This is a genomic window from Microbulbifer maximicatervae (SeqCode) (assembly GCF_052467695.1).
Genome location: NZ_CP174320.1, coordinates 1,696,424 through 1,711,174 on the forward strand (window position 1 = coordinate 1,696,424; position 14,751 = coordinate 1,711,174).

General features: G+C 55.3%; 10 protein-coding genes. 6 read left to right on the forward strand and 4 right to left on the reverse strand.

Features of this window, described 5'->3' with window-relative positions:
- Positions 1 to 62: 62 nt before the first annotated feature.
- The 5 genes from aroB (at position 63) to ACJJI8_RS07475 (ending at position 10,141) form a co-directional block, all read left to right on the forward strand.
- On the forward strand, positions 63 to 1,148 hold the full coding sequence (gene aroB, locus ACJJI8_RS07455) for a 3-dehydroquinate synthase (protein WP_444934680.1): 1,086 nt from the start codon (positions 63 to 65) through the stop codon (positions 1,146 to 1,148).
- A gap of 342 nt (positions 1,149 to 1,490) precedes the next feature.
- On the forward strand, positions 1,491 to 5,939 hold the full coding sequence (gene gltB, locus ACJJI8_RS07460) for a glutamate synthase large subunit (protein WP_444934681.1): 4,449 nt from the start codon (positions 1,491 to 1,493) through the stop codon (positions 5,937 to 5,939).
- Between the two features lie 20 nt (positions 5,940 to 5,959).
- Positions 5,960 to 7,378 (forward strand): glutamate synthase small subunit GltD family protein, encoded by a 1,419-nt coding sequence (locus ACJJI8_RS07465; protein WP_282930294.1) that lies wholly within the window; start codon positions 5,960 to 5,962, stop codon positions 7,376 to 7,378.
- Between the two features lie 160 nt (positions 7,379 to 7,538).
- Positions 7,539 to 8,618, forward strand: coding sequence for a uroporphyrinogen decarboxylase (hemE, locus tag ACJJI8_RS07470; protein WP_108731435.1), 1,080 nt, complete (start codon positions 7,539 to 7,541; stop codon positions 8,616 to 8,618).
- A 170-nt stretch (positions 8,619 to 8,788) separates the two neighbouring features.
- Positions 8,789 to 10,141, forward strand: coding sequence for a cyclic di-GMP phosphodiesterase (locus tag ACJJI8_RS07475; protein ID WP_444934682.1), 1,353 nt, complete (start codon positions 8,789 to 8,791; stop codon positions 10,139 to 10,141).
- Positions 10,142 to 10,192: 51 nt separating this feature from the next.
- Here ACJJI8_RS07475 and asd read toward each other — a convergent pair whose 3' ends face one another.
- The 3 genes from asd to rsgA are packed head-to-tail and all read right to left on the reverse strand — an operon-like array spanning position 10,193 to position 12,913.
- Positions 10,193 to 11,056: an archaetidylserine decarboxylase gene (gene asd / locus ACJJI8_RS07480; RefSeq protein ID WP_444934683.1), complete on the reverse strand. Its 864-nt coding sequence runs from the start codon at positions 11,054 to 11,056 to the stop codon at positions 10,193 to 10,195.
- Between the two features lie 25 nt (positions 11,057 to 11,081).
- Positions 11,082 to 11,876 (reverse strand): sulfurtransferase, encoded by a 795-nt coding sequence (locus tag ACJJI8_RS07485; protein WP_444934684.1) that lies wholly within the window; start codon positions 11,874 to 11,876, stop codon positions 11,082 to 11,084.
- Entirely contained in the window at positions 11,873 to 12,913 is a 1,041-nt protein-coding gene (gene rsgA, locus ACJJI8_RS07490; protein WP_444934685.1) for a small ribosomal subunit biogenesis GTPase RsgA, read from the reverse strand. Before rsgA ends, ACJJI8_RS07485 begins: the two co-directional genes overlap by 4 nt.
- A gap of 86 nt (positions 12,914 to 12,999) precedes the next feature.
- Here rsgA and orn point away from each other — a divergent pair, with 86 nt between their 5' ends.
- On the forward strand, positions 13,000 to 13,539 hold the full coding sequence (gene orn / locus ACJJI8_RS07495; RefSeq protein ID WP_108731440.1) for an oligoribonuclease: 540 nt from the start codon (positions 13,000 to 13,002) through the stop codon (positions 13,537 to 13,539).
- A gap of 13 nt (positions 13,540 to 13,552) precedes the next feature.
- Here the strand turns inward: orn and queG are convergent, their stop codons facing one another.
- Positions 13,553 to 14,662 (reverse strand): tRNA epoxyqueuosine(34) reductase QueG, encoded by a 1,110-nt coding sequence (gene queG / locus ACJJI8_RS07500; RefSeq protein ID WP_444906620.1) that lies wholly within the window; start codon positions 14,660 to 14,662, stop codon positions 13,553 to 13,555.
- Between the last annotated feature and the right edge of the window lie 89 nt (positions 14,663 to 14,751).

Sequence of the window (14,751 nt, forward strand, 5' to 3'; positions counted from 1 at the left end):
AGCGTCTGTGCTAAAGTGCGTCTCACTTCTGTTGAGATAAGCACTAGGGGATTGAGAGCAGTATGCAAAGCCTTAACGTAGAACTCGGCGAGCGTAGTTATCCGATAATTATTGGTTCAGGTTTGCTCGGTGACCCGCAATATATCCTCCCTTACATTAAAGGCCGGCAAGTTTGCATTGTTACCAATGAAACTATTGCTCCTCTTTATTTGGCGACATTATTGGAAGGGCTAAAAGGGCTCGATAAAGTGGATGTTGTCGAGCTTCCCGATGGGGAAGCTTTTAAATCACTCGACACAGTGAATCGAATTTTTGATGTGCTGCTGGAAAAGCGTCACAACCGCACTACGACACTAATCGCGTTGGGTGGTGGTGTCGTTGGAGATATGTGCGGTTTTGCTGCAGCCTGTTATCAGCGCGGGGTTAACTTTATCCAGGTGCCGACTACCCTGCTCTCTTTGGTTGACTCCTCTGTTGGGGGAAAGACCGGCGTTAACCATCCCCTTGGTAAAAATATGATTGGCGCCTTCCACCAGCCCCGCCTTGTCCTTGCGGATACCGATACCCTTGCCACATTGCCTGCACGTGAATTTTCCGCAGGCCTCGCCGAGGTCATTAAATACGGATTGATCTGTGACAGCCCATTCTTCGAATGGATCGAAGAGAATTTACAAAAGTTATTAACTCGGGAGCCCGATGCACTGGCTTACGCTATTGAGCGCTGCTGCGCCGACAAGGCGAATGTTGTTGCCAGTGATGAGCGCGAGAGTGGTCGTAGGGCGATACTGAATCTTGGCCATACCTTCGGCCACGCTATTGAGGCAGTGCAGGGGTATGGCAGTTGGTTACATGGTGAGGCCGTTGCCGCCGGCATGGTTATGGCGCTGGAGTTATCCAGGTTGCGCGGAGATATCAATGCAGAGCTGGTGGAGCGGTTGCGAGCGATGCTAGAGGCGGCTGATTTGCCGCAGCAGGCACCGCAGGGCATGACAACCGATGAATTCCTCCAAGTAATGCAGGTGGATAAGAAGGTGCTGGACGGAAAATTGCGTTTGGTGCTGCTAAAGGCACTGGGAGAAGCAATTATTGTTGATGATACCCCCAGAAAAATGATTATAAATGCACTGAAAAACTGTGGTGCTGAGTGATAACCCTGCTCTTATTGTCTTAAAAATAGGACTGAGTACCAGAAAGGGTAGCTGCTAGAAGATAAGTTTGGTTTTGTTTGATTTGACAGACTAATACACTGCTAAAAGTTGAAAATGTAGTGTTGGGCAAGTAATATTGCGCCCCCCCGAAAGGAAAGGCGGGGCAAAAAACCGCCAATAACAACAAAAAAAGCCCCAGCAGAGGGCTTTTTTTATCTCGGGATCTTTTTCCAAGGGACCGCAGGAGAGCGTAGCGCGAAGCTTAAAGTGACATTCGCCCATAACAGGCACTTATTTTTTTAAGCGCCAGTGGTCCCCCAATCGATAGCGACGAGGAATTCTATGGGTAGCAGTCTGTATCAGTTGGATGAGTTTAAGGACAACTGCGGTTTTGGTCTGATCGCTCATTTGCACGGTGTGGCAAGTCACAAGTTAGTGCAGACGGCCATTGAATCCCTCACTTGCATGACCCACCGGGGTGGTATTGCCGCCGATGGTAAAACCGGTGATGGTTGCGGTCTTTTGCTGCAAAAGCCGGATGCTTTCCTCCGCGCAGAAGCCAAGACCCTGTTTGGTGCTGAGCTGACAGCATCCTACGCAGTGGGATCAATCATGCTCCCACTGGATCAAGCCGAAGCCGATAAAGCCCGCAAAATTCTCGAAACTGAGTTGCAAGCTCAGGGCCTAAAGACCGTCGGCTGGCGCACCGTACCGACTAACCCGGAATGCCTGGGCCCTATTGCCCGGGATTGCCTGCCACACTTTGAGCAGTTGCTGATCAACAATGCAGACGAGCCCCTCGGCGAGGCGAAATTCAATGCCCGTCTCTATGTGGCCCGTCGCAAAGCCGAGTTGCGCTTAAGTAGCGAAGTCTATATTGCCAGCCTTTCAACCAGTGTCCTCTCCTACAAAGGCCTGATGATTCCGGCTGATCTGCCCAAGTTTTTCCCAGAACTGGCCGACCCGCGCCTGGAAACCGCGATCTGTGTTTTCCACCAGCGCTTCTCTACCAACACCATGCCCCGCTGGCCCCTGGCTCAGCCATTCCGCTTGCTGGCGCACAATGGTGAGATCAACACTATTACCGGCAACCGTAACTGGTCTGTTGCTCGCACCAGTAAATTTGCCACTGACCTGATTCCAGAGCTGAATGAGCTGGTGCCCCTGGTTAACCGTGAGGGTTCCGACTCCTCCAGCCTGGACAACATGCTGGAGATGCTGTTGGCGGGCGGCATGGAGCTGCACCGGGCCGTGCGCATGCTAGTGCCGCCGGCCTGGCAAAATGTTGAAGGAATGGATGCAGACCTGCGAGCCTTTTACGAATATATCTCCATGCATATGGAGCCCTGGGATGGGCCGGCTGGATTGGTGATGACGGATGGCCGCTATGCGGTATGTACCCTGGACCGCAACGGCTTGCGCCCCTCGCGCTGGGTGATTACCAAGGATGACCTGATCACTGTGGCCTCCGAAGTGGGCGTGTATGATTACGCCCCTGAAGATGTTGTGGCTAAGGGCCGCCTCGGACCGGGGCAGATGCTGTCGGTGGACACCCAGGAGGGTAAGCTCTACCACACCGCTGACATCGATAATATGCTCAAGCGGGCACAGCCCTATAAGCGTTGGCTCAAGGATAAAGCGCGCCGTATCCGCTCTACTCTGGTCACTGCACCGGTGGATAACAACTTCTCCCACCAGCAATTCAAGGTTTACCAAAAACTGTTCAGCTCCTCCCTGGAAGAGCGCGATAAAGTCGTCCGGCCTATGGCTGAGGCGGGCCAGGAAGCGGTCGGTTCAATGGGCGATGATACGCCGATGGCGGTTTTGTCCCGCTACAATCGCTCGCTCTACGACTACTTCCGCCAGCAGTTTGCCCAGGTAACCAACCCGCCAATTGACCCCCTGCGGGAAACCGTGGTGATGTCTCTGGAGACCTGCCTGGGTCGAGAGAAATCCGTGTTTGAGGAAACCCCCGAGCACGCGGATCGGGTGATCCTGTCTTCGCCAGTACTTTCCCATATGAAGTACACGGCACTCTTATCACTTGATCGCCCGGGCTTCGAAGCGGAGATCTTCGACCTGAACTACGATCCCGCTGAACAGGATCTCAAGTCGGCGATTGAACAGCTCTGCGTCAAAGTTGAGGCCTCAGTGAGGGCGGGGGCTGTGATTGTAGTGCTGTCCGATCGCGATATTCGCGAGGGGCACCTGCCCATCGATGCTTTGCTGGCGACAGGCGCGGTGCACCACCACCTGGTACATGCGGGCTTGCGCTGTGATTCCAATGTTGTGGTGGATACCGCCAGCGCCCGCGATGCACATCAGTTGGCCTGTTTGGTCGGCGTCGGTGCCACTGCAGTACACCCGTATTTCTCCTACAGCATTATCAATCACCTGATCGATACCGGTGAATTGCTGCTGGATGCCGCTGAGGCGCAGAAAAATTACCGTAACGGCATTATCAAGGGCCTGTTAAAGATCCTGTCCAAGATGGGCATTTCCACCGTTGCCTCTTATCGCGGCGCACTGCTATTCGAGCTGGTGGGTATTTCCAAGGATGTGGTGGACCTGTGTTTCCCCGGAGCGCCCACTCGCATTGAAGGTGCCGGCTTCCCTGAGCTGCAAGCCGATATGGCGGCCCGCTCTGAAATTGCCTGGAAAGCCCGCAAACCGGTTTCCCCCGGCGGTCTGCACAAGTTTGTTTACGGCCAGGAGTATCACGCTTTTAACCCGGATGTGGTGACTACCCTGCGGCGCGCTGCCAGCACCGGTGATTATGCCGCGTGGCGGGACTATGCGGAGCTGGTTAACCAGCGCCCCGTGGCGACATTGCGGGATATGCTGGACTTCAAGGAGAACATCGAACCGGTAGCTCTGGAAGATGTGGAGCCGGCAGAGCAGATTTTGCGTCGCTTTGATACGGCGGCCATGTCACTGGGGGCCCTGTCCCCCGAAGCCCATGAGTCTTTGGCCCAAGCGATGAATCGCCTGGGTGGGCGTTCAAACAGTGGGGAGGGCGGTGAAGATCCAGCCCGTTTTGGCACTGATAAAGTCTCCAAGATTAAGCAAATTGCCTCCGGTCGTTTTGGCGTAACACCGCACTACCTGGTAAATGCCGAGGTATTGCAAATTAAGGTAGCCCAGGGCGCCAAGCCCGGTGAAGGCGGTCAGCTGCCCGGTGGCAAGGTCAACGAACTGATCGCGCGGCTGCGCTATTCGGTGCCCGGTGTGACCCTGATTTCCCCGCCGCCGCATCACGATATCTATTCCATCGAAGACTTGGCGCAGCTGATCTACGACCTCAAACAGGTCAATCCCGATGCCTTGGTCTCGGTAAAACTGGTATCGCGGCCCGGGGTTGGCACCATTGCTGCGGGTGTTGCCAAAGCCTATGCGGATTTGATCACCATCTCCGGCTACGACGGCGGCACAGCAGCCAGCCCAATTACCTCGATTCGCTATGCCGGGTCGCCCTGGGAGCTGGGATTGGCGGAAACCCACCAGACCCTGCGTGCCAATGATCTGCGCGGCAAGGTTCGGGTACAAACCGATGGGGGGCTGAAAACCGGCCTCGATGTGATCAAGGCGGCAATTCTCGGTGCAGAGAGCTTCGGCTTTGGAACTGCACCCATGGTGGCGATCGGCTGTAAGTATCTGCGCATCTGTCATCTGAATAACTGTGCCACCGGTATCGCCACCCAGAAGAAGGACCTGCGTGACGAGCACTATATCGGCACCGCAGAAATGGCGATGAACTTCTTCCGTTTTGTCGCCGAGGAGACCCGCGAGTGGATGGCCAAGCTCGGGGTGCGCAGCCTGGAAGAGTTGGTGGGGCGTGTGGACTTGCTGCGCGTACTGGATGGCGAAACTGACAAACAGAAAAAGCTGGATCTCGCGCCTCTATTACATACGGATGAGCTGTTGGACAGCAAGCCGCAAACCTGTCAGTCCGCGACGAATGATCCCTGGGATAAGGGTGAACTGGCGGAGCGGATGGTGGCGGATATCCTGCCTACCATCGAAGGCTTTAAAGGTGGTGAGTTCAGCTACGACGTGACCAACTGTGACCGATCCCTGGGCGCACGCCTGTCCGGTGAGATCGCCAAGCGCTACGGTAACCAGGGTATGGTTGAAGCTCCGGTGAAACTGCGCCTCAAAGGGGTTGCCGGCCAGTCATTCGGTGTGTGGAATGCCGGTGGTTTGGATATGTATCTGGATGGCGATGCCAACGACTATGTGGGCAAAGGTATGGCTGGCGGCAAGCTGGTTATACGACCGCCGCAAGGCAGCTCATTCGCCTCCCAGGAAACCAGTATTGTCGGCAATACCTGTCTCTACGGTGCCACTGGCGGCAAGTTATTTGCGGCGGGTTGTGCCGGTGAGCGCTTCGCCGTGCGTAACTCCGGTGCCTTTGCGGTAGTTGAAGGGGCTGGAGATCACTGCTGTGAATATATGACCGGGGGTATGGTCGCGGTTCTCGGGCGCACCGGATTTAACTTCGGCGCCGGTATGACCGGTGGTTTCGCCTATGTCCTGGATATGGAGCGGGATTTCTTCGATCGCTGCAACCATGAGTTGATCGAGCTGCGCCGAATCAGCAGCGAAATTCTCGAGCCACACCAGAGTCACCTGCGCGAAGTTATCGAAGAGTATGCGGCGGAGACCCAGAGCGCCTGGGGCGCCGAGTTATTGGATAACTTCGATGATTACTTGAGCCGTTTCTGGCTGGTTAAACCAAAGGCGGCGAGCCTTGCAGATCTTCTTTCCGACGTGCGCAAGCGCGGCGAATAAAGGCGGGGTGGAGAAACAGTATGAAAGACAGACTGAACAACGACTTCCAGTTTATCGACGTAAGTCGCATCGATCCGCCGAAGAAGGACATCATCACCCGCACCGGCGAGTTTGTTGAAATTTATGAGCCTTTCAGTGAGCGGCAGGTGGCCAGCCAGGCGCACCGCTGCTTGGATTGTGGCAACCCCTATTGCGAATGGAAGTGCCCAGTACACAACTACATCCCAAACTGGTTGAAGCTGATCAGTGAGGGCAATGTTATTGAGGCAGCTGAACTCTGCCACGAAACCAATACTCTGCCGGAAGTCTGTGGCCGGGTGTGTCCCCAGGATCGCCTCTGTGAGGGCGCATGTACCCTCAATGATGGCTTTGGTGCGGTCACCATAGGCAATGCGGAAAAGTATATTACTGATACAGCCTTCGCCCTGGGTTGGCGCCCGGACTTAAGTCATGTTGAGAAAACGGGCAAGCGAGTAGCGGTGATTGGTGCCGGCCCGGCGGGTCTGGGCTGCGCTGATATTTTGGTGCGCAACGGCGTGCAGCCGGTGGTGTTCGACAAGCACCCGGAAATTGGCGGCCTGATTACCTTTGGTATTCCCGAGTTCAAGCTGGAGAAGTCGGTAATGCAGCAGCGCCGGGAAGTGTTTACTGAGATGGGCGTTGAGTTCTGTCTCAATACTGAGGTGGGTAAGGACATCAGTTTTGAGCAGCTGCTCAATGACTACGATGCTGTCTTTATGGGGATGGGCACTTACAACTACATGAGAGGTGGCTTCCCCGGTGAAGATTTGCCCGGTGTTCACGATGCTTTGCCATTCCTGATTGCCAACGTAAATCGCAATATGGGCTGGGAGCGCGATGCTTCCGAATTTGTTTCGGTTGAGGGCAAGCGCGTGGTGGTTCTCGGTGGTGGTGATACCGCCATGGACTGTAACCGCAGCTCGATTCGATTGGGCGCTAAGAGCGTAACCTGTGCCTACCGCCGCGATGAGGAAAATATGCCCGGCTCACGTCGGGAAGTGGCCAATGCCAAGGAAGAGGGCGTACAGTTCCTGTTCAATCGCCAGCCGGTTGAGATCGTTGGAGATGGCAAGGTGGCCGGGGTTAAAGTGGTCACTACGGAGCTCGGTGAGCCCGATGAAAACGGCCGCCGTCGCCCTCAGGTGGTGCCCGGTTCTGAAGAAATTATCCCGGCGGATATTGTTCTGGTGGCCTTTGGCTTCCGTCCCAGCCCGGCAGAGTGGTTTCCGCAGCACAATATTGAAGTTGCCGACTGGGGTGGCGTCGTCGCTCCAGAAAAACAAAAATACAAATTCCAGACCTCCAATGAGAAGGTGTTTGCCGGCGGTGATATGGTGCGCGGCTCCGACCTGGTAGTGACCGCTATCTGGGAAGGGCGCCAGGCCGGTGAAGGTATCCTCGATTACCTGGATATTTAATCGTTTCTGATTTGCAGTGGGGGCACGGTCCCTCACTGCCCAATTATTCCGTGCACATTTGTGCCAGTCCCAATAGGCACCTCGCAATATCTTTGCCACCCTGTGTATAGCGGCCAAGCCCCTGTACAATGCCCGTTTTTTTAGCCCGCTCGGTGTGCCTATGTCTGATACCAAACCGTCCGAATTGAAAAACGACCGCTTTCTTCGCGCCCTTCTGCGCCAGCCAGTGGATCGAACGCCTGTATGGATGATGCGACAGGCGGGGCGCTACCTGCCGGAATATCGAGCCAGCCGCGCCGAAGCTGGCAGCTTTATGGATTTGTGCCGCAATACTGAGCTGGCCTGTGAGGTAACGCTGCAACCCCTGGAGCGCTACCCGCTGGACGCCGCCATTCTGTTTTCCGATATCCTGACTATTCCCGATGCCATGGGCCTGGGCCTCTACTTCTCTGAAGGCGAGGGCCCCAAGTTCCACAAGCCCCTGCGCACGGCGGCCGATATCGAAGCCCTGGAAGTGGTGAACAGCGAAAAGGATTTGGACTATGTGATGAATGCCGTGTCCACCATCCGCCGCGAGTTGAATGGTCGCGTGCCGCTTATCGGCTTCTCCGGCAGCCCCTGGACGCTGGCGACTTATATGGTTGAAGGTGGCTCCAGCAAGGATTTTGCCCGCTGTAAGGAAATGCTCTACAACCGCCCTGAGCTGATGCACCAGTTACTCACGGTGCTGGCCGACTCTGTTACCGATTACCTGAACGCCCAGATTCGCGCTGGTGCCCAGGCCGTACAAATCTTTGATACCTGGGGCGGGGCACTCAGCCACAGTGCTTATCGTGAATTCTCCCTGAAATATATGCAGAGAATTCTCCAGGGGCTGATTAAAGAAGTCGACGGTCGTCGAGTGCCGGCCATCCTGTTCACTAAGGGAGGCGGTCAGTGGTTGGAAGCAATGGCTGATACTGGCGCTGACGCCCTGGGCTTGGATTGGACTACAGACATTGGCAGCGCCCGCGCCCGAGTGGGAGACAAGGTGGCCCTGCAAGGCAACTTGGATCCAGCTGTTCTCTACGCGAGCCCCGAACGAATTCGCACAGAAGTGGCGGCTGTTTTGAAGTCTTTTGGTCAGGGTAGTGGCCACGTTTTCAATTTAGGTCACGGAATTACCCCGAAGGTAGATCCCAAACATGCCGGAGCCATGATTGAAGCTGTGGTAGAGCTGTCAGCCCAATATCACGCCTAAACTAGCCACTGATCTCTGAGTCTGTGAATACAGTCTCACTTTGGGCGGGTGAACCTTAATATCTCTCCATGATATAAAGGTGAGCTTGCCCAGAGGACCGAGGATCTTACGCCACGGGGTCTTTCAGGGCAGCGTTTTAGCGTTAACTACAGTTGTCGGCATCTTCCCCAGTGGCAATCGAACAAGCAAAAATTTCTGTCGGTGATTTACAGCGCGGCATGTTTGTCTCCAAGCTTGACCGGCCTTGGACGCGAACCCCATTTGCGCTGCAGGGTTTTTATATCCGCGATTTGGAAGAAATCCGCCAACTACAGAAATACTGCCGGTTTGTTTATGTCGATGTCCACAAAACTGTCGGTAGTGCCGGTGTTACCCTGCGCCGATTGCTCGGAGGCAGCGACACTTCCGCAAGAGGTCGTTCTTCTGGCCGCACAGCGGTCACTATCCCTTGTAAGCTTGTCACTGTTTCCCATAAAAAATACCCCCCTCCGCAGCCGGCGCAACGGGAAGCCAGTAATGCGCGCAAGCTTCACGGCCAGATCCTCTATGGTATGAGTGAAGTGATGGGGCTTGTCGCTAACAACAGGCCCATACCGGTACAGCAGGTCAACCAAGTCGTTGAGGATTTAGTAGAAAGTGTGCTGCGCAGTCCCGATGCGTTTGCCTGGCTGGCTCGTGTACGAGATAAGGATGAGCACACTTATAGTCACTCGGTACGTGCCAGTATTTGGGCGGTGCTATTCGGCCGCCATATCGGTCTTTCACGCAGTGATTTACTAAAGCTCGGGGTGGCTACTCTGCTGAAGGATGTAGGCAAGCTGGCTATCGACGGGGAAGTGCTGCAGATGAAGCAGCGCGATCCGCGCAGTGAATTGGAGTATCGAAAGTTTGTGCAGCACAGCGTCAAGATGCTGTCGGCAGACCCACAAATAGATCCGAAGGTTATCGAAGTCATTAGTGCCCACTGCGAGCGCCACGATGGTAGTGGTTACCCTGAGGGCTTGCGCGGTGACAGGATTTCAGTGTTGGCGCGCATGTGCGGAATAGTGACTTTCTATGATGAAGCCACTAACCCAAGAGGTTCCAGTGAGCCGGTAGCGCCATCCCGGGCAGTTGCCAAGTTATATGACCTGCGGGGTATTGCCTACCAGGAACAGTTGGTAGTGGAGTTCATTCAGGCTATTGGTCTCTACCCCACTGGTACCCAGGTAGAGCTGTCCACTGGAGAGGTTGGCGTGGTGGTGGAACAGACCTACGACCGGCGCTTGCGACCAAAGGTGATGATCGTTCTCGATGGGCAAAAACAGACGCTCAGTAGGCCTCGCCTGTGTGACTTGGCTGAAGTTGAGGATCGAGAACAGAAGCTTATCGAGCGTGGCAAGATGAGTGTCGAGGAAAAGATCAGTATCCTCAGGGATATAGAACCCGGAGCTTACCCCCAGGTGGATGCGGCGAATATTCGCGACAATTATTTATTCTGCGGTGGCCGACTGGGGCAGCTGCTGACGCGCCTGACAAAATAAGCTCCCTTTTTCAAAGGTGGCAGTTAAAACTGCCGCCTCTCCTTATTAATATCAGTCCTTGCTGGATAGTAAATTACCGAAATGCTCACCCATGCGCACGGGCGACTCAGCTTCAAGCTGGTCGAGCCAGCTCACCTGGTCTGCGCCAAATAGCATAATGACGGTAGAGCCCAGCTTAAAACGTCCCATCTCCTCACCTTTCTCCAGGTGGACAGGTGCCTTTTCCAGATAATCTGTGTTGATGACTTTGCGCTGGATAGGAGCGACTTGTCCGGCCCAAACGGTTTCGATACCGGCGACAATCATCGCACCCACCAGGATCATTGCCATAGGGCCGGCTTCTGTATCGAATACGCAGACCAGACGCTCATTGCGCGCGAACAGGCGCGGAACGTTTTCTGCCGTTACCGTATTTACAGAGAAAAGCTGCCCAGGCACATAGGTCATGCTGCGCAGGGTGCCGGCCATGGGCATATGCACCCGGTGATAATCCTTCGGTGACAGATACACAGTGGCGAAATGTCCGTCATTAAATTGCGCCGCTACCTTGGGATCACCGCCCACCAGTTCAACCAGGCTGTAGTCGTGACCTTTAGCCTGGAAAATACGGCCGTTATGGATCTGGCCCAGCTGGCTGATGGCGCCGTCGGCAGGACTGGCGAGGGTGTGTTGCCCTTCGATAATGGGTCGGGCTCCGTCTTCCAGCTCGCGGGTGAAGAATTCATTGAAGGTGCGGTAGGCAGTGCAGTCGCTCTCTTTAGCCTCCTGCATATCCACGCCGTACTTCTCAACAAACCAGCGGGTGAAAGGATCTTTGATCCACTTGAGCTCGGTATTCGCCAACCAGCCGGCAGCGCGGGAGAGTGCATGTTGCGGCGTTAGGTATTGCAGGGCGGCAAAAAGTTTAGGGTTCATAAATCTACGTCTTTTCTCAATGTATCTACTGCTGTACCGGAGTATTGGGCAAATTGCCCCACTCACTCCAGGAGCCTGGATAAGCGCGAATATCAAATCCCAGGGACTTGCCCACTAACCAGGTAAAAGCGGAGCGGTGATGGCTCTGGCAGTGGGTGACAATCTTGTGTGAGCTATCAATTCCCAGTGCAGCGAGGAATTCGCGGGCATCCGCACGAATACGTAAGTCTTTTTGCGGGTCCATCAATTGGGTCCACTCGCAATTGATTGCTCCCGGGATATGACCGCCCTTCATGGCCAGGACCCGCTCACCGCGATATTCCTGGGGGGAGCGAGCATCCCAAACTAGGAATTCATCATTGCCCAGTTGATCCTGGATTTGCTGGGCGTCCATCGCAGCTGTGCTGTTGACGGTGATTTGAATATCACTCGGCTCAATATCCGGTGCCTCGGTAGTCAGAGGAAGGCCGGCGCCTCGCCAGGCCAACATGCCACCATTCAAGTAGCTGTAATTGCGGTGGCCTATCATTTCCAAGGTCCACAAAAAGCGCCCAGCCCAACCGCCACCTTCGTCGTCACAGGCGACCACATGTTGTTCCGGCTTCAAGCCGATAGCTTGAAAAATCTGGGTCAGCTGTTCGATACCGGGAAGTTTGCCTGGTGCGGGCGCGGTGCCAGCCATCAGCGCCTGGAACGGCAGGTGAACGGCCCCTGGGATATGGCCGTTGAGGTAATTGTGGGGTGAGCTGAGGTCTACAATCAGCAGTTCTTCGCGCTCAAGCTGAGTCGCGAGCTCATCCGCTTCGATGATCAGTTTCAAAACTTGTTCTCCGATTCCAGGCTGTTGCGCAAATGCAGAAAACTATTCATGCGACGCTCGCTAATTTTTCCATCGGTCAGTGCCTTCTGGATAGCGCAACCGGGTTCGCCCTGGTGGCGGCAGTCGCGAAAGCGGCAGTGCCCTATAAACGGTCGGAATTCGACAAAACCTTCCAATAGGGCGGACTCCTCCATATGCCAGAGTCCAAACTCCCGAATCCCGGGGGAGTCTATCAGATCACCCCCACTGGGCAGGTGAAACAGTTCCGCCGCAGTGGTGGTGTGAGTCCCCTTTTGGGTGGCCTCTGACAGAGCACCGGTGCGGGCGCCCGCACTGGGAAGCAGTGCGTTGACCAGGGATGACTTGCCCACCCCGGACTGCCCTACAAAAACGCTACATCCCTGCGCAAGGGTTTCCAGCAGTTCCGGCAGGCCCTCGCCAGTTTTGGTGGATAACCGTAAAACCGGGTAGCCGAGCTCCGGGTAGGGGGCGAGTAGCTCCTCCAGTGAATCGCGATTGCGTTCATCGATCAGGTCGGTTTTATTGAGCAGCAGCATGGGTGCTATGCCGGTGGTCTCTGCGGCTACCAGGTAGCGGTCTATGGCATTGGCAAAAGGTTCGGGGTAAGGGGCGATAACGATCAATATGCGATCGATATTGGCTGCAACAGTTTTCAGGTCGCCGTAGCGATCGGGTCTTTGCAGCTCGGAATTGCGCGGCAGGCGCGCGCCGATAACACCAATGCCCCCATCGCTGTCTTCGCTGGCAGGGTGCCAGGCAACGCGATCGCCGGTCACCAGGGTTTCGATATTGGCGCGCAAATGGCAGCGCTGGCGCAGGCTCGGATCACTCTCGCTCTCCACTAAAACCTGTGTGCCATAGTTGGCGATAACCAGGCCGATCTGTTCCTGCTCCAGTTGCCCCTCTTCCAGGGCCTCTTCGGCAGATTGCTCACGCTTGCGGGCGCGGGCTTCACGTTCCTGCTGGATTTTGTTGATACGCCACTGTTGGCGGCGATTTAATTTGCGTTTACTCATGCACTAGCACCTGGAGACTAGCGGCGGATTATAGCTATTGCAGGGTAGTTGCGGTAACTTGCGCGGAAAGTTTGAGGAGACCCGTTGTGGATCAGAACAACCTGATCTGGATTGACCTGGAGATGACAGGCCTAAATCCGGACAAAGAGCGCATTATTGAAATTGCCACAATCGTGACGGATTCACGCCTGGAGATTCTCGCCGAGGGTCCCTCAATGGTCATCCACCAAAGCGATGCCTTGCTAGATGCAATGGATGAATGGAATACGGAACAGCACGGTGGTTCCGGGCTGGTAACGCGGGTTAAAGAGTCCAGTATTTCCGAACGAGACGCGGAGAGGGAGACCCTGGAGTTCTTGCGACAGTGGGTCCCTGAGGGAGCATCTCCCATGTGTGGCAACTCTATCGGCCAGGATCGCCGCTTCCTGGTGAAATATATGCCGGAGTTGGAATCCTATTTCCACTATCGCAACCTGGATGTCAGCTCGGTGAAGGAATTGGCTCGTCGCTGGCGCCCAGAGGTTTTGGATGGAGTTAAAAAACACAGCAGCCATTTGGCGCTCGACGATATCCGCGATTCTATTGAGGAATTGCGCCACTACCGCGAGACTTTTTTCCGCCTCTGACCCCCACTCCCGATTAGCCAGCGGGCTTGCGTTTGATTTTACGCTTGCGCCTGCGCCCGCTGCGCAACCGCTCCAGCGCCCAATCGATATGCTCCAGCACCAGGGGCGTGGCGTCGGCGCGCGCACTCTCCAGGGTGTTGATGACTTCGGGCGTGGCCTCCCCATTGCCCAGGGCTACAGCCAGGTTGCGCAGCCAGCGCTCGTGGCCGATTCGGCGAATCGCCGAACCCTCAGTCTTGCGCAGGAACTCCTCTTCGCTCCAGGTAAACAACTTCAGTAGCTCACCATTGTCCAGTCCGTGTCGGGGATGAAAATCTTTTTCCTTGGTGGGCTTGGCGAATTTATTCCAGGGGCACACTATCTGGCAGTCGTCACAGCCGTATATTCGGTTGCCGATGGGCTCGCGAAATTCCTCAGGGATTGGGCCTTTGTTTTCAATAGTGAGGTAGGAGATGCAGCGCCGCGCATCCAGGGTGCGGTCATCGATGAAGGCATCGGTAGGGCAAACCCTGAGGCAGGCGACACAGTCGCCACACTGATCATGCTCCTCGCTGATATCTATGGGGAGTGGCAAGTTGGTGTAGATTTCGCCGAGGAAAAAGTAAGAGCCGGCGGTCGAATTCAGTACCAGCGTATTTTTACCAATCCAGCCCAGGCCGGCCTTGGCTGCCAGGGCCTTCTCCATTACTGGGGCGCTGTCGGTAAAAGCCCGACCTTTCGATTCAATGCCCCGCTCGGCGCAATAGGTATCAATTTGCTTTGATAGATTGGCCAGGCGTTTGCGGATCAACTTATGGTAATCGCGGCCATTCGCATAGCGGGATACATAGGCCTTACTCGAATCCTTCAACACTTTAATCGGCTGGGTGTCCGGCGGCAGGTAGTCCAGACGCACGCTGATTACCCGCAGTGTTCCCGGCTCCAATAATTCGGGGCGCCAGCGTTTCTCACCGTGAGCGCCCATCCAGTCCATATCAGCGTGATAGCCCGCATCAATCCAGGCGCGCAGGCGTTCCCCTTCCTCCTCCAGCTGGCAATCGGTAATACCCACTTGTTGGAAGCCCAGTTCTCTGCCCCAAATTTTGATCTGTTGGGCTAAGTCGGCGAGCAGTGATTCGGTCATAGATAAAGCGGCTCGATATTCCCTGCAAGCACAATGCCTGGCCGGGGCGGTATACTTTGCGGTTGGCGCAAACGATGGCGATGTAATTG

Bases quoted from the DNA above. Each gene is read 5' to 3' on its own strand.
- aroB (WP_444934680.1), top strand. From the start codon at position 63: ATGCAAAGCCTTAACGTAGAACTCGGCGAGCGTAGTTATCCGATAATT.
- gltB (WP_444934681.1), top strand. From the start codon at position 1,491: ATGGGTAGCAGTCTGTATCAGTTGGATGAGTTTAAGGACAACTGCGGT.
- ACJJI8_RS07465 (WP_282930294.1), top strand. From the start codon at position 5,960: ATGAAAGACAGACTGAACAACGACTTCCAGTTTATCGACGTAAGTCGC.
- queG (WP_444906620.1), bottom strand. From the start codon at position 14,662: ATGACCGAATCACTGCTCGCCGACTTAGCCCAACAGATCAAAATTTGG.
- asd (WP_444934683.1), bottom strand. From the start codon at position 11,056: ATGAACCCTAAACTTTTTGCCGCCCTGCAATACCTAACGCCGCAACAT.
- rsgA (WP_444934685.1), bottom strand. From the start codon at position 12,913: ATGAGTAAACGCAAATTAAATCGCCGCCAACAGTGGCGTATCAACAAA.
- hemE (WP_108731435.1), top strand. From the start codon at position 7,539: ATGTCTGATACCAAACCGTCCGAATTGAAAAACGACCGCTTTCTTCGC.